Annotated in this window: 19 protein-coding genes; 12 read left to right on the forward strand and 7 right to left on the reverse strand. The window is 72.3% G+C overall.

Translation table 11 applies throughout. The features are described from left to right. Positions 1-18 precede the first annotated feature (18 nt). From ACGFIE_RS11320 to ACGFIE_RS11345, 6 genes are all read left to right on the forward strand, one after another. Entirely contained in the window at positions 19-354 is a 336-nt protein-coding gene (locus ACGFIE_RS11320) for a hypothetical protein (RefSeq protein ID WP_393293496.1), read from the forward strand. Between the two features lie 471 nt (positions 355-825). Next, positions 826-2,241 carry a PhoH family protein gene (locus ACGFIE_RS11325; protein WP_393293498.1) on the forward strand — a complete coding sequence of 472 codons (1,416 nt, stop codon included), beginning with the start codon at positions 826-828 and terminating at the stop codon, positions 2,239-2,241. 275 nt (positions 2,242-2,516) lie between these two features. Next, positions 2,517-3,197, forward strand: a complete 681-nt coding sequence (locus ACGFIE_RS11330) for a lytic transglycosylase domain-containing protein (protein ID WP_393293500.1) — start codon at positions 2,517-2,519, stop codon at positions 3,195-3,197. A 114-nt stretch (positions 3,198-3,311) separates the two neighbouring features. Continuing rightward, positions 3,312-3,965, forward strand: a complete 654-nt coding sequence (locus ACGFIE_RS11335; RefSeq protein WP_393293502.1) for a rhomboid family intramembrane serine protease — start codon at positions 3,312-3,314, stop codon at positions 3,963-3,965. A gap of 105 nt (positions 3,966-4,070) precedes the next feature. Continuing rightward, complete coding sequence (locus ACGFIE_RS11340) at positions 4,071-5,039, forward strand: NAD(P)/FAD-dependent oxidoreductase (protein WP_393294623.1); 969 nt, start codon at positions 4,071-4,073, stop codon at positions 5,037-5,039. A 65-nt stretch (positions 5,040-5,104) separates the two neighbouring features. Beyond that, the gene (locus tag ACGFIE_RS11345; RefSeq protein WP_393293504.1) at positions 5,105-6,754 is read left to right on the forward strand and encodes a hypothetical protein; all 1,650 of its coding nucleotides are present in this window, start codon (positions 5,105-5,107) and stop codon (positions 6,752-6,754) included. A gap of 11 nt (positions 6,755-6,765) precedes the next feature. Here the strand turns inward: ACGFIE_RS11345 and ACGFIE_RS11350 are convergent, their stop codons facing one another. Both ACGFIE_RS11350 and glpX read right to left on the reverse strand, forming a co-directional pair. Beyond that, positions 6,766-7,737: a DMT family transporter gene (locus ACGFIE_RS11350; protein ID WP_393293506.1), complete on the reverse strand. Its 972-nt coding sequence runs from the start codon at positions 7,735-7,737 to the stop codon at positions 6,766-6,768. Continuing rightward, on the reverse strand, positions 7,734-8,765 hold the full coding sequence (glpX, locus tag ACGFIE_RS11355; protein ID WP_363678513.1) for a class II fructose-bisphosphatase: 1,032 nt from the start codon (positions 8,763-8,765) through the stop codon (positions 7,734-7,736). Before glpX ends, ACGFIE_RS11350 begins: the two co-directional genes overlap by 4 nt. Before the next feature lie 157 nt (positions 8,766-8,922). On the opposite strand from glpX, the gene ACGFIE_RS11360 reads away from it, so the two are divergent. The 3 genes from ACGFIE_RS11360 (at position 8,923) to ACGFIE_RS11370 (ending at position 11,638) form a co-directional block, all read left to right on the forward strand. After that, positions 8,923-9,639: a DUF4245 domain-containing protein gene (locus ACGFIE_RS11360; protein WP_393293508.1), complete on the forward strand. Its 717-nt coding sequence runs from the start codon at positions 8,923-8,925 to the stop codon at positions 9,637-9,639. Positions 9,640-9,744: 105 nt separating this feature from the next. Then, positions 9,745-10,557 (forward strand): hypothetical protein, encoded by an 813-nt coding sequence (locus tag ACGFIE_RS11365; RefSeq protein WP_393293510.1) that lies wholly within the window; start codon positions 9,745-9,747, stop codon positions 10,555-10,557. 232 nt (positions 10,558-10,789) lie between these two features. Next, positions 10,790-11,638 carry a hypothetical protein gene (locus tag ACGFIE_RS11370; protein ID WP_393293512.1) on the forward strand — a complete coding sequence of 283 codons (849 nt, stop codon included), beginning with the start codon at positions 10,790-10,792 and terminating at the stop codon, positions 11,636-11,638. Between the two features lie 44 nt (positions 11,639-11,682). Here ACGFIE_RS11370 and ACGFIE_RS11375 read toward each other — a convergent pair whose 3' ends face one another. Then, positions 11,683-11,904, reverse strand: a complete 222-nt coding sequence (locus ACGFIE_RS11375) for an exodeoxyribonuclease VII small subunit (RefSeq protein WP_030486721.1) — start codon at positions 11,902-11,904, stop codon at positions 11,683-11,685. A 51-nt stretch (positions 11,905-11,955) separates the two neighbouring features. Beyond that, positions 11,956-13,176 (reverse strand): exodeoxyribonuclease VII large subunit, encoded by a 1,221-nt coding sequence (gene xseA, locus ACGFIE_RS11380; RefSeq protein WP_393293515.1) that lies wholly within the window; start codon positions 13,174-13,176, stop codon positions 11,956-11,958. A 155-nt stretch (positions 13,177-13,331) separates the two neighbouring features. Here xseA and ACGFIE_RS11385 point away from each other — a divergent pair, with 155 nt between their 5' ends. Beyond that, positions 13,332-14,306 carry a 4-hydroxy-3-methylbut-2-enyl diphosphate reductase gene (locus ACGFIE_RS11385; protein WP_363678525.1) on the forward strand — a complete coding sequence of 325 codons (975 nt, stop codon included), beginning with the start codon at positions 13,332-13,334 and terminating at the stop codon, positions 14,304-14,306. Positions 14,307-14,396: 90 nt separating this feature from the next. Continuing rightward, positions 14,397-14,807, forward strand: coding sequence for a hypothetical protein (locus tag ACGFIE_RS11390; RefSeq protein ID WP_393293518.1), 411 nt, complete (start codon positions 14,397-14,399; stop codon positions 14,805-14,807). A 24-nt stretch (positions 14,808-14,831) separates the two neighbouring features. Here ACGFIE_RS11390 and ACGFIE_RS11395 read toward each other — a convergent pair whose 3' ends face one another. After that, positions 14,832-15,980, reverse strand: a complete 1,149-nt coding sequence (locus ACGFIE_RS11395) for a DNA recombination protein RmuC (protein ID WP_393293521.1) — start codon at positions 15,978-15,980, stop codon at positions 14,832-14,834. Between the two features lie 54 nt (positions 15,981-16,034). Between ACGFIE_RS11395 and ACGFIE_RS11400 the strand changes: the two genes are divergently transcribed. Next, positions 16,035-16,922 (forward strand): hypothetical protein, encoded by an 888-nt coding sequence (locus ACGFIE_RS11400; protein ID WP_393293523.1) that lies wholly within the window; start codon positions 16,035-16,037, stop codon positions 16,920-16,922. Positions 16,923-17,014: 92 nt separating this feature from the next. On the opposite strand, the gene ppc is transcribed toward ACGFIE_RS11400, so the two are convergent. Continuing rightward, the gene (gene ppc, locus ACGFIE_RS11405; RefSeq protein WP_393293526.1) at positions 17,015-19,801 is read right to left on the reverse strand and encodes a phosphoenolpyruvate carboxylase; all 2,787 of its coding nucleotides are present in this window, start codon (positions 19,799-19,801) and stop codon (positions 17,015-17,017) included. Between the two features lie 128 nt (positions 19,802-19,929). After that, entirely contained in the window at positions 19,930-20,943 is a 1,014-nt protein-coding gene (locus ACGFIE_RS11410; protein WP_393293529.1) for a hypothetical protein, read from the reverse strand. Between the last annotated feature and the right edge of the window lie 82 nt (positions 20,944-21,025).

A 21,025-nucleotide genomic window follows, 5' to 3' on the forward strand; every position in this document is an offset into this window, starting at 1 on the left:
TCGGGCCGGGGCCGCCCGATGAGCCCGTTCCTCGTGGTCTTCCTCGTCCTGGTGCTGGGTGCCACCAGCTACGCGGCCGGTCGCCTGCACGGGCAGCTCAGCTACCGCATCGGCTACCGCTTCGGCTATCGGCAGGGCTACTTCGACGGTGACCGGGGCGCCTGGAACCGGCGTCGACGCGACGCCCAGGCGGCGATCGCCTCCGCCCTGTCGGTCTCCTCGGCGGGGGTCGTCCGCTCCACCGGCACGGTGGCCCGCCCCGGCACCACGTACACCGGCTCGTCGTTCACCGCGCCGGCCGCCCCGATCACCGGGCGGCACCCGACCGGCACGCTCGTTCGACGGACCGGCTGAGCCGGCCGGCGGGCCGCTGCGGGCGGTCCCGCCGACCGGCGCGGAGAAACGCGGTGCGTCGTCCGCGGCGGACACGCACCGGCGGGGCCTCGTCAGACCGGTGACGGTGGCCCCGGCCGGCCGGGATGCGCGCAGGGGGCATGCATCCCGGCCGGCTCGCCGCGCCGCCGGCTCCGCGGGTTGCGGTCGCCGGTGTCGTCCTATCCGGGCGCGGGATCGGCCGTGGCGACGATCTGCCGGGTCATCCGACCGGGCGGTGTTCACGCGGCCGTTCCCGGAGATCCACGATCGCCCCTAGCCGGGACGGTCCGCCGCCGCTAGCGTCTAGGCATGGCACGGGGTTCTCCCGAGCCAGCCGGCCCGCCCGGATCTGCGACCTCGCACACGGGGTTCCGCATCCGACCCCGTGTCCCCGGGCACCGGACGAGGCGGAACACGGGTGGCCGGGTGCCCATCCGTCGGAGCAGGCCTGTGACGACTCGCCGTACCACCGCCGGTGCCGACCAGAACCCGGCCGCGACTGCCACGACCCGCCGTGCCCCCCGGAGCCGCCGTACTGCGGCAACCGCGCCGGCCGACCCCAAGGAGCCGCGACCAGCAGGCCAGGCGTTCGTTCTGGACACGTCAGTGCTGTTGTCCGACCCGGCGGCGTTCCACCGCTTCGCCGAGCACGAGGTGGTGCTGCCGCTGGTGGTCATCACCGAGTTGGAGGGCAAGCGGCACCATCCGGAGCTGGGCTGGTTCGCCCGGCAGTCGCTGCGGATGCTCGACGAGCTGCGGATCCAGCACGGTCGACTGGACACGCCGGTGCCCGCCAACGACGTGGGCGGCACGCTGCGGGTCGAGCTGAACCACACCGACGACGGGGTGCTGCCTCCCGGGTTCCGCACCGAGAGCAACGACGCCCGGATCCTCTCCGTGGCGCTCAACCTCGCCGCCGAGGGCCGGGACGTCACGCTTGTCAGCAAGGACATGCCGCTGCGGGTCAAGGCCGCCTCGGTGGGTCTGCGTGCCGACGAGTACCGGCACGGCCAGGCCGGTGACCCCACCTGGACGGGCATGTCCGAGCTGGATCTGAGCGAGGAGCAGATCTCCGCGCTGTACGCCGGCGACACGCTCGACCTCGACGAGGCGGCGGGTCTGTCCTGCCACACCGGCCTGGTGCTGCACTCGGGTCGCGGCTCCGCGCTGGGCCGGGTGCTGCCGGACAAGTCCGTCCGGCTGGTCCGGGGCGACCGGGAGGCGTTCGGTCTGCACGGCCGCTCGGCCGAGCAGCGGGTCGCCCTCGACCTGCTGCTCGACGAGACGATCGGGATCGTCTCGCTGGGTGGGCGGGCCGGCACCGGCAAGTCGGCGTTGGCGCTCTGCGCCGGCCTGGAGGCGGTGATGGAGCGTCGCCGGCACAAGAAGGTGATCGTCTTCCGCCCCCTGTACGCCGTCGGCGGTCAGGAGCTGGGCTATCTGCCCGGGTCCGAGTCGGAGAAGATGTCGCCGTGGGCGCAGGCGGTCTTCGACACGCTCGGCGCGGTGGTGCACGAGAACGTCCTGGAGGAGGTCACCTCGCGCGGCATCCTCGAGGTGCTGCCGCTGACCCACATCCGGGGGCGCAGCCTGCACGACGCCTTCGTGATCGTGGACGAGGCCCAGTCTCTGGAGCGCGGCGTGCTGCTGACCGTGCTCTCCCGGATCGGGCAGGGCTCCCGGGTGGTGCTCACCCACGACGTCGCCCAGCGGGACAATCTGCGGGTCGGTCGGCACGACGGCGTGACGGCGGTGATCGAGGCGTTGAAGGGCCATCCTCTCTTCGCCCACGTCACGCTCAGCCGGTCGGAGCGGTCGCCGATCGCCGCGATGGTGACCGACCTTCTGGAGGACATCCCGCTGTAACGGGGCTTTCGTAGGTTTTCGTCCACCTTATCGATGTGGTGCAAATCACAAACCTGCCGGTTGGTTTCCCATCAGCCTCACTGTGCGCGATCGTGTCCCACGAGCGCCCACGCACCACAGGCATCGTTGGTGATCGTTCGTCCGAGATCTGGGCGGCATCGGTGACGGTCGGTGCGTCGGCGCGACCGGCTCACCGGTCGGGGCGCTCACGGCACGGCTGAGGGCCACCTGGCCTGCGCCGCGCCGTGTCCATGCCCCCGACGAAGGGACACTTCGTGAGTCGGCTGTGGAGCCGGTTGGGCGCCCGTACGGCCGCTGTCGCGCTGCTCTCCGTGGGCGTTGCCGGTGGTTTCTACCTGGGCGAAGATCGGGAAACCCAGCAACAGGGCCTGACCGAGCAGGCTAGCGTCGAGGTCGAGCGGATCGACTTCGCCTACCAGCGCGAGCGCCAGGCCAGCCACCAGATCGCGTTCGCGCGGCAGCGGGCCGCCGAATACCAGGCGAAGCTGCGGGCGGCGCAGGTCGCCAAGGAGGCCGCCGAGCGGGCCCGCAGGGCCGAGGCCGCCGCGGCGTCGCGCAAGCGCGAGCGCGAGGCCGCTGCCAAGGAGGTCGCCAAGCCGTACGACGGGCCGATCCCGGCGTCCTGCGCGGAGTACAGCGGCAACCGCAAGATCGGCTGCGCGCTGATGCTCGAGGCGGGCTTCGGCATCGCCGAGTTCCCCTGCCTGGACAAGCTCTGGAACAAGGAGAGCGGCTGGAACCACAAGGCCAGCAACTCCTCCTCCGGCGCGTACGGCATCCCGCAGTCGCTGCCCGGCAGCAAGATGGGCTCGGTCGCGGACGACTGGCGGACGAACCCGGCCACCCAGATCAAGTGGGGGCTGGGCTACATCAAGGGCCGTTACGACACGCCCTGTGGCGCCTGGAGAAACTTCCAGAACAACGGCAACTACTGACGTCGCTGACCGGCGGGGCGGGTGGTCATCCACCCGCCCCGCCGTCGCGCGTACACCGGCGAGCGGGCGGGACGTGAGTGGCGGTAGGCCCCTTTTGCTGATAGCAGTTGGGGGGTGAGCCTGCAGCCGCCAAGCGGCGACCCCTACCGGTTCGGCACCGAGGCGTTCTACGCCGCGCTCGGCCGGGCCTTCGTCGCCATGTGCGCGGTGGTCCCGTTCCTCTTCCTCATCGAGGCGGTCGACCAGGGGCTCGCGTTCGGCCTGGACGCGACCGCCGGCATCATCCCGCACCGCATCGACGGCCTGGACGGGGTCTTCTTCTCACCGTTCCTGCACCACGGCTTCGACCACCTCTACAGCAACAGCATCCCGCTGATCCTGCTGGGCACCTTCGTGCTGGCCGCCGGTGCCCGCCGGTTCCTCTGGTCGACCCTGATCATCATCCTGGTCAGCGGGCTCGGGGTCTGGTTCACCGGCTCGCCCAACTCGGTGGTCGTCGGCGCCAGCGGCGTCATCTTCGGCTACCTGGGCATCCTGCTCACCCGGGGCATCGTCGAGCGCAGCTGGTGGAACTTCGCCGTCTTCCTGCTGGTCGGTCTGCTCTACGGCTGGCAGCTGGTCGGCATCCTCCCCACCGACGAGCGGATCTCCTGGCAGGGGCACCTGTTCGGCCTGCTCGGTGGCGTGGTGGCGGCGATCCTGTTCCGTCGGCGGCGACCGAGCGTGGACGGCACGGACTACTCGGGTTCCACCCTCAGCCTGCCCTGACCCGCTCCTCGGCGCGCCCCTGGGACATGCTTGCCCGACCGCTGCCCCCCGCCTACGGTCGAGATCAGCACGCGTTGATCCGTGAGCGGAAAGCGACGGTACGCCATGCGCGAGGTCGATGTCGCCGTGATCGGGGCCGGTCCCGCCGGCCTGTTCGCCGCGTACTACGCCGGATTCCGAGGGTTGTCGGTTGCGGTGATCGACGCGCTTCCGGAACCGGGCGGCCAGGTCACCGCCATGTACCCGGAGAAGCTCATCCTCGACGTCGCCGGCTTCCCGGCCGTGAAGGGCCGCGACCTGGTCGCCAATCTGGTCGCCCAGGCCGCGCCGTTCGGCCCGCAGTACCTGCTCGGCACGCGGGCCGAGAAGCTGTCGTACACCGAGGACCGGCCGGTGCTCGGCCTGGCCGGCGGCGAGCAGCTCGGCTGCGGCGCGGTAGTGGTCACCGGCGGGCTCGGCAGCTTCAGCCCACGCCCACTGCCCTGCGCGGACGGCGCCCCCGGCAACGGCATCGTCTACTTCGTCACCGACCCGGCCGAGCTGGCCGACCGGGACGTGCTCATCGTCGGCGGCGGTGACTCCGCCTTCGACTGGGCGCTGGCCCTGCAACCGCTGGCCCGCTCGGTGACCCTGGTGCACCGGCGGGAGAAGTTCCGGGCGCACGCCTCGACCGTCGCCCGGGTGCTGTCGCTGCCGGTGCGGGTGGTGGTCAACGCCGAGGTCACCCGCCTGCTCGGGGACGCCACGGTGACCGCCGCCGAGGTGACCGTGCGCGGCGGCGCGGCCGAGACACTGCCGGTGGACACGGTGGTCGCCGCCCTCGGCTTCACCGCCGACCTGGGCCCGCTCGCCGAGTGGGGTCTCCGGCTGGACCGCCGGCACATCCTGGTGGACAGCGCCATGGCCACGAACCTGCCCCGGGTCTTCGCGGCCGGCGACATCACCGAGTACCCGGGCAAGGTCCGGCTCATCGCCACCGGCTTCGGCGAGGCCGCGACCGCTGTCAACAACGCGGCGGTGGCCATCGACCCCGACGCCCACCTGTTCCCCGGACACTCCTCCGACGCCGGTTGACAGTCGGTATCGGACACACACCGATGCGTGTCCGGACCGAGACACGCCCGGCCGATCCTGAGGGAATGACGGGGTCGGAGAAGACGCACGACGGCGCACCCGTGACGTTGTCCTGGCTCTGTCATCCCGTCACCCTGCTCGCCCTGGCCGTGCTGCTGGTCAACGACCACGTGCTGAAGCCGGCCTTTCCCGGCCCGCTGACCGGCAAGCTGAGCGACGTCACGGGCCTGGTGCTCGCCCCACCGCTGGTCGCGGTGCTGCTGACGCTGCTGGTGCCGCGGCTGCCCACCCGCGCCGCCGCGCTGGTCGGCCTGGTCGCGGTGGGCGCCGGGTTCGCGGCCGTCAAATCCAGCGGGTACGCCGCCGAGCTGGCCTCCTCGGCCTGGACCGCGCTGGCGGGGCCGTCGCTGGTCCGGGCCGATTGGACCGACCTCCTCACGCTGCCGGCGCTCGGTCTGGCCTGGTGGAGTTGGACACGGGCCCGGACGCGGCCGGTGCGTCACCGGACCGCTCGGCTGGTCCGGCTGCTTGTGGTGCTCCCGCCGGCGGTGTTGGGGGTGGCGGCCACCAGCGCGGTCTACTACCCCTACGCGCTGGGCACCACGATGCTCGACGGTCAGCCCGCGATCTCGGTCGGCTCCGGCTACACCTCCTGGCCGACCGAGCCGTCCGACGGAGAGTGGGCGATCAGTGGCGACGCCGCGACCACCTGGCGACCCGCCACCGAGACCGAGGGGTCGCGCCTCGCGCAGCAGGGTCCCGGGCAACGGCAGGCATGCGTGCCCGACAACCCTCGGCGCTGCTACCGGGTGGTCACCGGTCATCTGCGGGTGGAGCAGAGCGACGACGACGGTGCGACCTGGCAGGCGGCCTGGGAGGTGTCGGACGCGCGACGGGAGGAGCTGGCCCGCAGATCCCCGAACCCGGGCAACGTCGGCCAGCACTTCGCGTCCCGCGACCTGATCGTCTACAGCACCGCAGGCGGTGGCCACGAGGTGCTTGTCGCCAACGGGCGGGACGGCTTCCTGCGCCGGCTGCCCGACGGTGGGTGGCGGCGTGCCGGGTTCCTCTTCGAACAGGGCAACTCCGCCATCGACTGGGACGAGCCACCACGGGTCGACGGCGGCAGCCCCGGCGAACGCCAGACGGACCTGCTGCTCGCCGTCGTGCTCGCCTTCTCCCTCGGCGTCACAGTCCTCGTGTTCGCCGCTCATCTGGCGGTCCGCCGCAGTGGCGGCGGGCCCTGGTGGGGGCTCGCCGGTGGGGTCTCGATGCTGTTCGCCGCCGGCCCGCTGGTGTTGCTCTGGCGCCGTGACGACGACTTCGCCACCGTGCCGGTGCTCCTGATGATCGTCATGCCCTTGGGCGCCGTCACGGCGGTCGTGCTGTTCATCGGTGCCCGCTACCAGGGTGCGACCACCAGGTGGGGCGGTTGGGCGCTGGGCGGTTTCGCGCTCACCGTTCTGCTGACCGCGGTGCCGCTGATCGGCTGGCTCTACGGCATGCCGTTGCGGACCCGGTTCGCTGTGGCGCTCGCCCTGTTGGGCACCGTGCCGGGCGTCCTGCAGGCGATCCGGATCTCCCGGTTGGTCGATCCGGCTCGCGCGTACGCCCGCCGGCATGCGCCCCGCCCGCTCTATCCGTACGGGTTCTACCCTCCGGGCCCACCGACGCTGCCCGAGCCGCCCTACCCGCAGCAGCCGCCACCGCGCTGAGCGTGCGCCGGTCAGCGGCGGGCGGGTGGCGCGAGCGCGGCGATCAGTACGGCCACCATGGTCAGCGCCGCCCCGAGCAGGGTGTTCACGCCGGGGTGGGAGGCCGCCGTGGGCAGCACCAGGTCCAGTAGGACCGCCCCCACGATCTGGCCGGCGATGGTGGCCAGGCCGAGCAGCAGCACACCTGTGAACCGTACGATCGCGGCGGCGATCGCGATGAACACGATGCCGATCGGTCCGCCCAGATAGAGCCACGGCTCGCTCGGCAGGTGGCCGGTCGGCCAACCCCGTACCGCGAGGTCGATGGCGAACGCCACGAGCAGGGTGACCGTGCCGACGGCGAAGTTGACGAGCGTGGCGGTCAACGCGCTGTCTGCCGCCCCCCGGACCCGTCCGTTGACCGCCTGTTGCCAGGCCGTGCCCACCCCGGCGACAAGTGGCAGCAGGGCCAGCGCCAGCGTGCCCGGAGCGCCGAGTCGATCACCGACGGCCAGGCCGACCGCGAGCACGGTGAGGACCGCGCCGGCCAGCCGTTGTCGGGTCACCGGCTGCCGGCCGGTCGGACCGATGCCGGCCCGGTCCACGGCGAGGCTGCTGCCGGACTGGCCGGCGACCACGGCCACGGTGAAGACCGCCACGCCCAACGTGCCGATGGTGAGGCCCTGGGAGGCCACCAGGAACGCGCCGCACATGCCGCCCAGGCACTGCCAGGGCCGGAGCGCGCCGGCCGCGAGGGCGCGACGTAGCGCGGTCAGCCCCCGTCGCCCGCCGGGGGTGGCGGGCACCAGCACCAGCAGCACCACCAGACCCACGCCGAACGAGACCACCGCGGCGGCGAACCCGTCGGCCAGGCGTACGCCCAGCTCGCCGTTGATCCGAGACTGCACCGCCACCGCGACCCCGGAGACCGACGCCAGCGCGACACCCAGGATCCGGCGGGTGGCCGACAGCGTCTGCGGGGTCGCCGTGTCGGTGCCGCTCACTCCTGCTCGGCCAGCGGACGACCGTCGAAGTCGACAGCGGAGTAGAGAGCCAGCTTCTCCAACCGGTGGTACGAGTCGATCACCCGGATGGTGCCGCTCTTCGAGCGCATCACGATCGACTGGGTGTACGCGCCGCCGGCCCGGTACCGCACCCCGCGCAGCAGGTCCCCCGAGGTGACCCCGGTCGCCACGAAGAAGCAGTTGTCCCCGGTGACCAGGTCGTCGGTGCCGAGCACCCGGTCCAGGTCGTGCCCGGCGGCGAGCGCCTTCTCCCGCTCCTCGTCGTCGCGCGGCCAGAGCTTGGCCTGCATCGCCCCGCCCATGCACTTCAGCGCGCAGGCCGAGATGATGCCCTCGGGCGTGCCGCCGATGCCCATCAGCACGTCGACGTCCGACTCGCCGCGGGCCGCCGCGATGGTGCCGGCGATGTCGCCGTCGGAGATGAACCGGATGCCCGCCCCGGTCCGGCGGATCTGGGTGACCAGGTCGTCGTGGCGGCTGCGGTCCAGCACGCAGACCGTCACCTCGGACACGTCGGTGCCCTTGACCTTGGCGATCCGGCGCAGGTTCTCGGCCACTCCGGCGTTGATGTCGATCACGTCGGCGTACGCGGGACCGACGGCGAGCTTCTCCATGTAGAAGACCGCGCTCGGGTCGAACATCGCGCCTCGCTCGGAGACGGCGAGCACCGCCACCGCGTTCGGCATGCCCTTGCTCATCAGGGTGGTGCCGTCGACCGGGTCGACCGCGACGTCCACCTCCGGGCCGGTGCCGTCGCCGACGTGCTCACCGTTGAAGAGCATCGGGGCGTTGTCCTTCTCGCCCTCGCCGATCACGACGATGCCACGCATCTGGATCGAGTTGATCAGCTTGCGCATGGCGTCGACGGCGGCGCCGTCGCCACCCTCCTTGTCGCCCCGGCCGACCCAGCGGCCGGCGGCCATCGCCGCGGCCTCGGTGACCCGGACCAGGTCGAGGGCCAGGTTACGGTCGAGATCCTGTGGGATCCGCGTCCTGGTGTTCGTCATGACGGCTGCTCCTCCTCGCGACGGTGCGGGGACGGCCGGCGGCGGAGCGCCCCGCTGCCGGCTTTGTCGCTGATCCTCACACGATGGCCGAACGGGCGTCGGTGCGGGGCGGTGATGGGCCGGATACCGCCGGTCGGGAAGCTGCGAAGATGGCAGGGTGGAACCCGCACAGCCTGCCGACCGCGTACCCGCCGACCGCACGCCGCCCGACGGGCAGCCGCCGGCCGACCTCCCCGCCGGCGCCGAGCCCACCGCGACGGGCCCGACGATCCCGGCAGCCGGCGAGCCGGCCCGTGTCGCCGGTGAGCCGACTCCGGCCACCGGTGAGCGGCCCGCGCCGCCGCCGCGGGTGGCGGCCGCGGCGCCCAAGGCCGAGCGGTCGCCGAAGGACATGGCGATCTCGCTGCTGGTGCTGCTGATCCCGATCGCGCTGCTGCTGGCGTTCTACCGGGGCTTCCTCGGCGGCGATCAGGCCACGACTGTCGACGCGGCCCCGGCGATCGAGCAGGCGCGGTCGGCGAACACCTTCCCGGTGAGCGAGCCGCAGGGGCTCGGCTCCGGCTGGCGTACGGTCAGCGCCCGCTACCAGACCGTCGATGGCGGGGCGAACCTCCGGATCGGTTACCTCACGCCGGAGGGACGGGGCGTTCAACTGCTGCAGAGCAACGTGCCAGCGGAGCGGTTGCTGCCGGCCGAGCTGACCGACCAGAGCCAGCCACAGGGCCCGACGGAGCTGGGCGGGCGCACCTGGCAGCGCTATACGGCCCGGGGAAACCAGCAGGCGCTGGTCCTGTTGGAGCCGACCCGCACGGTGCTCGTCGTCGGCGATGCCCGCGACAACGAGCTGCGCGACCTCGCCGGCGCGCTGCACTGATCGATTTTGGACCCTCGCTGACGGACGTATCCGCTAGGCTCCCTCGGCTCGGTCCGGTCCGCGCTCGCGGCCGGGCCATGTCCATCTTCATGAAGTGAGATCTCAGTGAATATTCGACGGTGGAGCTTCGGCTTCCTCGCCGCCACCCTGCTCGTCCCCGGCCTGGCCGCGTGCTCGTCCGACGCTGCCGAGCCGGCCGCCGCCCCGAGCTCGTCCGCCCCGGCCGTGCCTGCCGATCCGAAGGAGGCACTGCTCGCCTCCACCAAGGAGATGGCCAAGGGCGACTTCACCTTCACCGTTACCGGCGCCGACATGACCGGCGGCGGCCTGGTGCACAAGCCGAGCAACAGCGCGCAGCTCACCATGAAGCTGGGCGACGCCTCCGAGGACGTGTCGATGGAGATGGATCTGATCTACATCGACTCGGAGAGCTGGGTGAAGATGGACCTCGGTGGGGCCGTAGCCGCCATGATCCCCGGCGGGACGAAGAACAAGGGCAAGTACCAGCACCTGGACAAGACCAAGATCAAGGACGTCAAGGATCTCCAGCTCGACCCGGAGACGCTCGACCCGGTCGACAGCGAGACGCTGGTCAAGGGCGTTACCGAGGTGCAGAAGACCGGCGAGGGCACCTACAGCGGCAAGATCGACATCAGCGCCTCCACCGATTCGGTAGCCCTCGACGAGGATGTCGTCAAGGCGCTGGGCGCGCAGGCCAAGGCGCTGCCGTTCACGGCCAAGCTGGACCCGCAGGGCCGCCTCACCGAGCTGGTCATCCCGGTGCCGGCCGCCGGCGACGCCGCCGCGCACGAGATCAAGATCGCGTACGCGGGTTACGGCGCCGGTACCGGCGCGAAGAAGCCGCCGGCGGACAAGATCGTCGAGGCTCCCGCGGAGACGTACGAGCTGTTCAAGTAGGCCTTCACTGCGGACCGGGGCGGCCTCAGGTCGCCCCGGTCCTGACTTTCCGGCATCGGTCGCCACGGCAACCGGACAGAAGGGTGATTGTCCGCCCCGTCGACAGGGAACAGAGAGGGAGTGATTCGGGCGCGCTGCTCGGCCCGGATCGCGCGACGTGGCCGACGGGCTGCCGCGTCGCCCGGTTTCCGGCGCCGACCAGGTCGTCGGGTGACCCCCTTGGGAGACACGTATGACTGTTCGACGACTCGGTGCCGGCCTGGTAGCCGCCGCCCTGTTCACGCCCGCCCTGGCCGCCTGCGCGGGCACGACCGGCACCGCCGGATCGACCGCGTCCCCGACGGTGAGCGCGTCCGGCGCGCCCAGTGCGTCCGGCGGTGCACCGGTGTCAGGCGATGCCAAGCAGGCGCTGCTCGACTCCACCAAGGAGATCAGCAACGGCAACTTCCGGTTCACGCTCTCCGGCGCAGGCTCCACCGCCGAGGGGCAGGTGCACCAGCCGAGCCAGAGCGCCGCGATGAAGTTCTCCATCGGCGGCCCCTCCTCCGACCTCGCCATGAAGCTTGACGTCATCCACGCCAAGCCGGACAGCTGGGTCAAGCTGGAGCTGACCGGCCCCACCGCCAACAGCCTGCCGGCCATCAAGCAGCTCAACCTCGGCAAGTACCAGCACCTCGACCAGGCCCGCATCAAGGGCAACAAGAACCTCGGCTTCGACTTCGAGAAGGTCGACCCGGCCGGCAGCGCGGTGCTGACCCAGGGCATCACCGAGGTCCGCAGCACCGGCACCGGCACGTACGCCGGCACCATCGACGTCACCAAGGCAGCCGAGGCCGGCTCGCTGAACGCCGCCACCATCGCGGCGCTTGGCACCCAGGCGAAGACCGTCCCGTTCACCGCGAAGGTCGACCCGCAGGGCCGGCTCAGCGAGTTGGTGTTGCAGCTCCCGGCCGGCGGGCAGACCACCGCCCAGGAGATCAAGATGACGTACTCCGACTACGGCGCCGCCACCGCCGCGCAGAAGCCGCCGGCGGACCAGGTCGTCGAGGCGCCGGCCGAGCTCTACAGCCTGTTCAACTGATCGTCGTACGCGGGTGGGGTGGCTCCGGCCATCCCACCCGACGCTCAGGAGGTGGGCTCCTGGCGGGCGGCGTCGATCCGCGCCCGCGCGCCGTCCAGCCAGCGTTGGCAGATCACCGCCAGCGCCTCGCCGCGCTCCCAGAGCGCCAGCGACTCCTCCAGGGACGTGCCGCCGGCCTCCAGCCGCTCGACCACCGAGGCCAGTTCGGCGCGGGCCTGCTCGTAGCTGAGCCGTTCGTCCGGCCCGGCCTTCGTGTCGTCAGTCATCGCGTCCATCTCAGCACACCCGTGTCCGGGTCACCGCGTCGGCGCTTCCGCTCAGCCGTCGACGGTGGCGGCCAGCTCACCGTCGGCGAGGCGTACCCGCAGCGGGTCGCCCTTGCCCACCTCGGCCGCCGCCCGCACGACGTGCCCGTCGGCGCGCTGCACGATGGCGTACCCCCGGTCGAGGGTGGCGGCGGGGGAGAGGGCGCGCAGCCGCGCCACTGTGTGCCGCAGGTCGTCGTCGGCGCCGGCGAGCCGGTGGTCCAGGCAGCGCCCGGCCCGTTGGCGCAGCGCGGTCAGCTCGGTCGCGCGGTGCTCCACCATCACCTGCGGGCGGGCCAGCACCGGCCGGGATCGCAGGCTGTCGAGACGGTGGGACTCCCGGTCGACGAGGTTGTGGACCGCCCGTTGGAGGCGGTGCCGGGCCTGGCCGATGAGGCGTACCTCCTCGGTGAGGTCGGGGACCACGCGCTTGGCCGCGTCGGTCGGGGTGGAGGCGCGCAGGTCGGCGACGTAGTCGATGAGCGGCGTGTCCGTCTCGTGGCCGATCGCGCTGACCACCGGCGTACGGCAGCCGAAGACGGCCCGGCAGAGCGCCTCGTCGGAGAAGGGCAGCAGGTCCTCGATGCCGCCACCGCCCCGGGCGATGATGATCACGTCGATGCTCGGGTCGGCGTCCAGCACCTTGAGCGCGTCGATGATCTGCGGCACGGCGGACGGGCCCTGCACGGCGACGTTCACCGTCCGGAACTCCACGGCGGGCCAGCGCCGCCGGGCGTTGGTCAGCACGTCCCGCTCGGCGGCCGACGCGCGGCCGGTGATCAGCCCGATCCGGCCCGGGAGGAACGGCAGCCGCCGCTTGCGCGCCCGGTCGAACAGCCCCTCGGCGGCGAGCAGCTTCTTGAGCTTCTCCAGCCGGGCCAGCAGCTCACCGAGCCCCACCTGCCGGATCTCGTCGGCGCGCAGGCTCAACGTGCCCCGCGCGGCGTAGAACTCCGGCTTGGCGTGCAGCACCACGCGGGCGCCCTCACGCAGCTCCGGTGCGCCGGCGTCCAACACGTCGCGGTTGGTGGTGACGGTCAGGCTCAGGTCGGCCGACGGGTCACGCAGGGTCAGGAAGACGGTGGTGGCTCCGGGGCGGCGGCTGATCTGCGCGACCTGCCCGTCCACCCACACCCAGCCGAGCTTGGCGATCCAAGCTCCAACCTTCTGCGAGACAACCCGGACCGGCCAGGGCTCCTCCGCGCTGCTGCTGCTCCCACCAACCCCACTCACGCGCCCACCCTACGACCACCCCCACCAGACCCCGTCGATCATGAAGTTATTGCGCTGGGCGGCGGCGTGTCGCGGCAACAACTTCATGATCAACGAGCTGGGGTGAGGGGTTGCGGGCGAGTGGTGGGGTCTGGGCGGGCACGTAGGATGGGGGGGTGACTGATCTCCGGACCGGCAAGCGCGTGCTCCTGGCCAAGCCCCGCGGTTACTGCGCAGGTGTGGATCGCGCCGTGCAGACCGTCGAGGAGGCGCTGAAGCTCTACGGCGCCCCGATCTACGTCCGCAAGCAGATCGTGCACAACAAGCACGTCGTGCAGACCCTGGAGGCCCAGGGCGCGATCTTCGTGGAGGAGAACGAGGAGGTGCCCGAGGGCGCCACAGTCATCTTCTCCGCCCACGGTGTGGCGCCCGAGGTCTACGAGCAGGCCCGGGAACGCTCGTTGAAGGCCATCGACGCGACCTGCCCGCTGGTCACCAAGGTGCACCAGGAGGCCAAGCGCTTCGCCGCCGAGGACTACGACATCCTGTTGATCGGCCATGAGGGGCACGAGGAGGTCATCGGCACCGCCGGCGAGGCGCCCGCGCACATCCAGCTCGTGGACGGTCCGGACGGCGTCGACAAGATCACCGTCCGCGATCCGGAGAAGGTCGTCTGGCTCTCCCAGACCACGCTCTCGGTGGACGAGACGCTGGAGACGGTCGCCCGGCTCAAGACTCGGCTGCCGCTGCTCCAGTCCCCGCCCAGCGACGACATCTGCTACGCCACGTCCAACCGGCAGCACGTGGTCAAGGAGATCGCCCCCGAGTGCGACGTGGTGATCGTCGTCGGCTCGACGAACTCCTCCAACTCGGTCCGGCTGGTCGAGGTTGCCCTGGACGCCGGCGCCCGCGCTGGTCACCTGGTCGACTTCGCCCACGAGATCGACGACGCCTGGCTGACCGACGCCCGCACGGTCGGGGTGTCCTCCGGCGCCAGCGTCCCGGAGGACCTGGTCCACGACGTGCTGGCGCACCTGGCCGCACGCGGTTTCGGCGACGTCGAGGAGATCACCACCGCCAACGAGCGGCTCGTCTTCTCGCTGCCGCAGGAGCTGAAGCGCGACATGAAGGCCGCCGCGAACCGCGGCTGAGCGAGTTCGGGCGAAGGGCCGCGCGGAAACGCGGTCTCGGGTGCCGGATCATGGGGGAACGCCGTGCCGGCCCGGTGCGTCGAAGGCGGCATGAGGACATTTCGGCTCGTCGTCCCCGCCCTGGTCGTCTGCGCGGCGCTGAGCGCCTGCGGTGGGACGGACGGCCCCGCCACCCCCGACACAACGTCGACAACGAGCGCGCAGCCCACCTCGGCTTCGCCGAGCACCCCCGCCCCGGCGGCCACGCCCTCCCCGCCGCTCAAGTCGCCGGGCGGGCCCACCGTCCCGCCGCCTGTCGGCGCCACCGAACTCACCGGCACGATCACCGCCGGGGTGGAGCCGAACTGCCTGCTGCTCGACGGGTACCTGCTGGTGGGCGGCCCCCGGGACGTCCTGGCCGCCGGTGCCCGGGTCACCGTCACCGGCCGGGTGGAGACGGGCCTGATGACCACCTGCCAGCAGGGCACGCCGTTCGTCGTGGAGGGTGCCCACCGCGGCTGACGACCTTGACGGCCTGCGCAGCGGTCAGCGGTCGGCGTCGTCCAGCAGCTCCGGCGCCTGCGGCTGGCGGGGGGTCAGCTCGATCTGGGCGGGGGTCGCCAGGTCGTCGTCCGAGACGCCCAGCTCGGCCAGCTTGCGGGCGCTGACCAGCACCCGCGCCTCCAGGGAACCGACCGCCCTGTTGTACGCGGTCACCGCGCCGGCAAGCGACGAGCCGAGCTTGCCCACGTGGTCGCCGAGGGTGGAGAGCCGGCCGTACAGCTCCCGGGCGAGGGTGTGCACCGCCACCGCGTTGCGGGCCAGCGCCTCCTGGCGCCACGAGTAGGCCACCGTACGGAGCAGGGCGACCAGGGTGGCCGGCGTGGCCAGCACCACGTTGCGGGCGAACGCGTGCTCCAGCAGCGTCGGGTCGCGTTGGAGCGCGACGTCGAGGAACGGATCGGCGGGCACGAACAGGACGACGAACTCGGGCGAGCTGTCGAATGCGGTCCAGTACGACTTGGCGGCCAGGGCGTCGACGTGCCCCCGCAGGTGTCGGGCGTGTGCATCGAGGTGGGTGTCCCGGCCGCGCTCGTCGCGGGCCTCCATCGCGGTGAGGTACGCGTCGAAGGGCGCCTTCGCGTCCACCACCACCGACCGGCCGCCGTGCAGGCGGACCACCAGATCCGGGCGGACGACCTGGTCGTCGGTGGCGGCGGTGACCTGCTCGGAGAAGTCGCAGTGCTCCAGCATGCCGGCCGCCTCGACGATCCGGCGCAGTTGGTGCTCGCCCCAGCGGCCCCGCACCTGCGGCGCGCGCAGCGCGGCGACCAGCTGCTTGGTCTCGGTGCGCAGCTCCCCGGAGACCGCGTTCATCGAGCGGACCTGCTCGCGCAGCTCGGCGTACGCGTCGACGCGGTCGTGCTCCAGTTCGGCGACCCGCTGCTCGTAGCGGCGCAGGCTGTCGTGCAGCGGCGCCACGGCACGGGCCACCGCCTCCTGCGACTGCGCGGTGGCCTCGTAGCTCAGCGCCCGCATGGACTGCTCCAGCCGCCCCTCGCCCTCCCGGGTCGCGGTCAGGGTGGCATCCAGCCGGGCGATGTCGGCCGCCGACCGGGACCGGGCCGCCAGCCAGCCCACCGCCCCGCCGGCGCCAAGGCACACGATCACCACCAGCAACGTCGAGACGTCCATCACCGGAGCTTGCCAGACGGCTACGACGAGACACCCGGGGGTACGTTCGATGGCATGGAACTTGTGCTGTGCCTCGCCATCGTGGTGATCGGGGCGCTGGGCGCCGCGGCGCTCATCCGCTCCCAGTCCACCGCCCGTCGGCGCACCGAGCTGGGCGACGCCCGGGCGGAGGCGCACCGCTGGTACGAGCGGCTCGGTGGTCAGCTGTTGACCCTGCAGGGCGACGAGCCGGCGGTCCGCCAGGCGCTTGCCGACGCCGGTGAGCGGTACAACGCGGCGGGTTCGCAGCTGGAGCAGGCGCGTACGCCGCACCAGTTCGCGCTCGCTCGGGAGACCGCGCTGGAGGGACTGGCGTACATCCGGGCGGCGCGGACCGCGCTGGGCATCGATCCCGGCCCCGAGGTGCCGGCGCTGGCCGCCGCGCGAGGCGTCGGGCAGCTCACCAAGGAGCGCGAGGTCGACGTGCAGGGGCAGACCTTCCGGGCCGGCCCGCAGCCGGGAAGGCAGACGCCCTACTACTACCCCGGCGGCCGCTACCAGGGTCGGCCGGTGCCGGCCGGCTGGTATTCGACGCCGTGGTGGAAGACCGCGTTGGGCGCGGGGGCCGGTGTGCTCGGCGGCATGCTGATCGCCGACGCGCTGTTCTCGCCTGCCTTCGCCGACCCGGGGTACGGCTACGACGAGGGCTACCAGGAGGGCTTCGGTGACGGCGCCGACTACGCCGACGACCAGGGTGCCGATGGCGGCGACCAGGGTGGCGACGCCGGTGACCAGGGCGGCGACTTCGGCGGCGGTGACCAGGCGGGCGACTTCGGTGGCGGCGACTTCGCCGGCGGCGGTGACGTCGGCGGCGGCGGCTTCGGCGGCGGTGACTTCGGTGGTGGCGGCTTCGGTGGGGGTGACTTCGGTGGTGGTGACTTCGGCGGCGGCGGCGACTGGTGAGCGCCCGAGCCGCCGACTGGTGAACATCACCTGCTGAGGCGTGCAACGGGCCCCGGTCGTGACGACCGGGGCCCGATTGCTGTGCCGACCGGTCAGCCGGTGTTGCGCATGCCGGCGGCGATGCCGTTCACGGTGGTGAGCAGCGCCCGCTCCAGGGCCGTGCCGTCGCTGGGTGCGCGCCGGCCACCCGGTGCGGTGGCCACGGCACGACCGGCCGCGCCGGACTCCCGGTACTGCCGCAGCAGGGCCACCTGGAGGTGGTGCAGCGGCTCCAGGTAGGTGTCCCGGACGGCCAGGGTGCGCTGGAGCACAGGCGAGTTCTCCAGCAGGGCGGGGGAGGCGGTCACCGCCAGCACCTCGCGCTTGGTCAGCTCGTACTCCCGCTCGATCTGCTCGAAGATCGGGTGCAGCTTCTTCGGCACCAGTGTCTCGACGTACCGGCGGGCGATGCTGAGGTCGGTCTTGGTCAGCATCATCTCGACGTTCGACAGGAACGTGCGGAAGAAGTGCCAGTTGCGGTGCATCTCGGCGAGGACGTCCGCCAGTCCGGCCTCCCGGGCGGCGGCCAGCCCGGAGCCGACACCGAACCAGCCCGGCACGATCTGCCGGGTCTGCGTCCAGCCGAACACCCACGGGATGGCCCGCAGCCCGGACAGCCCGGCGCCGGTGTTGGGTCGCTTCGCCGGTCGGGAGCCGATGTTCAGCGCGCCGAGCAGCTCGGTGGGGGTGGACGCCCAGAAGTACGCCGGCAGGTCCGGGTCCTCGACGAGGGTCCGGTACGACCGGAACGCGGACTCGGAGACCACGTCCATCGTCGCGTCCCAGCGCTCCAGCATCTCGGCCGGCTGCCGGGGAGCGGTGTGCAGCAGCGTCGCCTGGAGCACAGCGGCGAGGGTCAGCTCCAGATTCTCCCGGGCAAGCGAGGGCAGGGTGTACTTGTCGGAGATGACCTCGCCCTGCTCGGTCACCTTGATCGCGCCGTCAAGCGTGCCGTACGGCTGCGCCAGGATCGCCTCGTGCGTCGGGCCGCCGCCGCGCCCGACAGTGCCGCCGCGGCCGTGGAACAGCCGCAGGCGTACGCCGTGCCGGGCGGCCACGTCACGCAGCGCGCGCTGGGCCCGGTGGATCGACCACTGGCTGGTGGTGATCCCGGCCTCCTTGTTGGAGTCGGAGTAGCCGAGCATGACCTCCTGCACGTCGCCGCGGGCCGCGACGAGCGCCCGGTACGCGGGCAGCGACAGCAGCTCGTCGAGGAGTTCGCCACCGGCGTTCAGCTCGGCCGGGGTCTCCAGCAACGGCACGAAACCGATCCGGGACCGGCCGCTGTGCACGTCGACGAGCCCGGCCTCGCGGGCGAGCACCACGGCGGCGAGCACGTCGTCGACGCCCATGGTCATCGAGATGATGTACGACTCGATCACCTCGTCGCCGAACCGGTCCTGCGCCTCGCGGATCGTGCTGAACACGTCGAACGTCTTGCGGGCGCTCTCGGTCAGCGGGGTGTCCAGGGTGGAGAGCGGTCGACGGCCGGTCAGCTCGTCGGCGAGCAGCTTGGTGCGCTCCAACCGGCTCAACGACGGGTAGTCGGACACCTCGCCGACGGCCCCGTACAGCTGGGTGAGCACCTCGTGGTGCTTCTCGGCGTGCTCCCGGACGTCCATCGTCGCGAGGTGCAGGCCGAACGCGGAGACCGTCCGGATGGTGGAGGCCAGCCGGCCGACGGCGGTGAGCTGCCCGGAGTTGCGGGCCAGCGAGGCGCGCAGCAGGTCCAGGTCGGCGATCAGCTCGGCGGACCCGCGGTAGTCGCGGCCCGGGACGTGCGCGGTGCCCTGGCGCAGCCGCTGCCGGGTGTTGGCCAGCTTGGCCTTCACGCAGCGCGCCTTGAGCCGGTACGGCTCCTCGGCGTTGACCCGACGGAACCGCTGGGCCACCTCGGGCAGCGCGTCGAGGTCGGCGGCGAGGCTGGCGGAGAGGTCCAGCGACACCCCGCGCAGTCGGCGGGACACCGAGACCTCGTTGATCAGGTGGTCCATCGCCTTCTCGGTGGCCGCGATGCCGTGCTCGTGCTGGATGGTCAGCACCTCGCGGGTGACCGCCGGGGTGACGAACGGGTTGCCGTCGCGGTCGCCGCCGATCCAGGTGCCGAAGCTCAGCGGGCGGGCCGTCGGCGACGTCTCCACACCGAGGGTGCGCAGTGTGTCGGCCAGGTCGTCCAGCACCTGCGGGGCGGCCTCGGCGTACAGGTCGCGCAGGTAGTAGATGGCGTTGCGGGCCTCGTCGGTCGGGTCGGGCCGGTCGAGGCGCAGCTCGTCGGTCTGCCACATCAGGTCCAGCAGTTCGGCCAGCCGGCGGTTGGCCGGGCCCTCGTCGCTGGCGCCGTAGAGGATCGCGTTGGCGGTCTCGGTGTCCAGCTCGTCGGCGATGGCCCGCAGCTTGGACAGGATCGAGCGGCGGGCCGCCTCGGTCGGGTGGGCGGTGAAGACCGGCCGGACCGCAAGCCGGCGGGCCGCGGCGGCGATCTCCTCGGCCGGCACCCCCCGCTCGGCGATCATCTTGGCCGCCTGGTCCAGCCAGCCGCCCTGCACGGCGCGGCGGCGACGCAGGTCCCGAGCGCGGTGCACCTGTTCGGTGATGTTGGCCAGGTGGAAGTAGGTGGAGAAGGCGCGGGCCAGCTTGGTGCCGGTGGTCACGTCGAGCCCACCGAGCCGCTGGGCGGCGGCCGGGACGTCGGAGCGGACCTGGGCGCGGATCTCCTCGACGAGGTCGAGCAGTGGGCGCCCCTCCTGGCGGGCCAGCGTCTGGCCGAGCAGGGTGCCGAGTCGGCGGATGTCAGCGCGCAGCGCGGCGTCCGGGCCGTCGTGGTCATGCTGGTCGGTCACGATGCGCTCCTTACGTGAGTACGAAGGACAGCGCTGTCCGACTCCCTGGATGGTATCCGCGCCGGGCCGGCCGGCAGGAGGGGCTCTCCGCATACCGGGCCGTGACACGGAACACCCCGGAGATCACTTCAGGGTCTTGCGCGGGCGATCGCCCGGCGCCCCCGTACCCCGGTCGCGCCGAGCAGGGCGGCAAGCGCGAGCACCGCCCAGAGCGCCAGACCGGTGAGCGGCCAGCCGATCGAGCGTCTGTCGAAGTACACGGCCGACTTGATCAGGTCGGTGGCCAGGCCGGGCACGTTCCAGCGGTGCATGCCGCGCAGCCAGGTGGGCAGGAACTCGGGGGCGTAGATGCCACCGGAGCCCGGGTTGCCGAGCACCACCAGCAACAGGATCACCAGCCCGGTGCCGAGGACGCCCAGCCAGCCCTGAACCGCGGCGGCGACCATCGCGGCGGCGAAGGCGGCCAGCATGCCGGTGCCGGCGATGGCCGGCAGGTCGTGGTGCCAGACGTCCAGCACCGGGCCGACGATCACCGCCCCGGCGATGCCGAGCACCACGCTGTAGACGGCCAGCGCCCCGATGCGCAGTCCGGCGGCGCGCAGGGTGCGCGGGGCGGTGCCGGCGGAGATGCCGAGCACTGTCGAGGCCAGGTATCCGCCGAGGACGTACCCGATGGCCAGATAGAAGGGGACCAGGCCGCGGGGGTCGGTGCCGGCCACCGGCACCTCGTCGGTCACCCGCAGCGGCACCCGGGCCTGCTGGGCGGCGCTGGTGAGCACCTGGATGACCAGGTCGGTGGCGGACGGCGCGCCGGCGCTGGCGGTGGTCAGGACGAGCCCGCCGTCGGGGGCGGCGCTGAGCACGGCGTACACCTCGCGGCTGGTCAGGCCGTCGTCGGCGGCGCCCGGGTCGGCGTACTCGATGGCTTTGATCTTGTTGGTCCGGTCGCGGACGGCGGCCAGGACCGTGCGCGCGGACTGGTCGCTGGCCGCCACGCCGACCGGCACGTCGCGGGGGTGGGGCTGGTGCAGGGCGCCGACGTACGCGGCGATGAAGGCGACGGCCAGCGCGAGGGTGCCGAGCAGCAGACCGGCGGTACGGGGGAGCCAGTCGCGTACCCGGACCTCCGACGCCTCGTCCACCAGGCCAGCCTAAGGGGGCGTTTGCCCTGCTTGTGGCGTTTCTACGGGCCAAAAACCCCTGGTGCCGCCCGTTAGCGTCTGA

The sequence above is a fragment of the Micromonospora sp. NPDC049275 genome (genome assembly GCF_043197115.1).
Lineage (GTDB): Bacteria > Actinomycetota > Actinomycetes > Mycobacteriales > Micromonosporaceae > Micromonospora.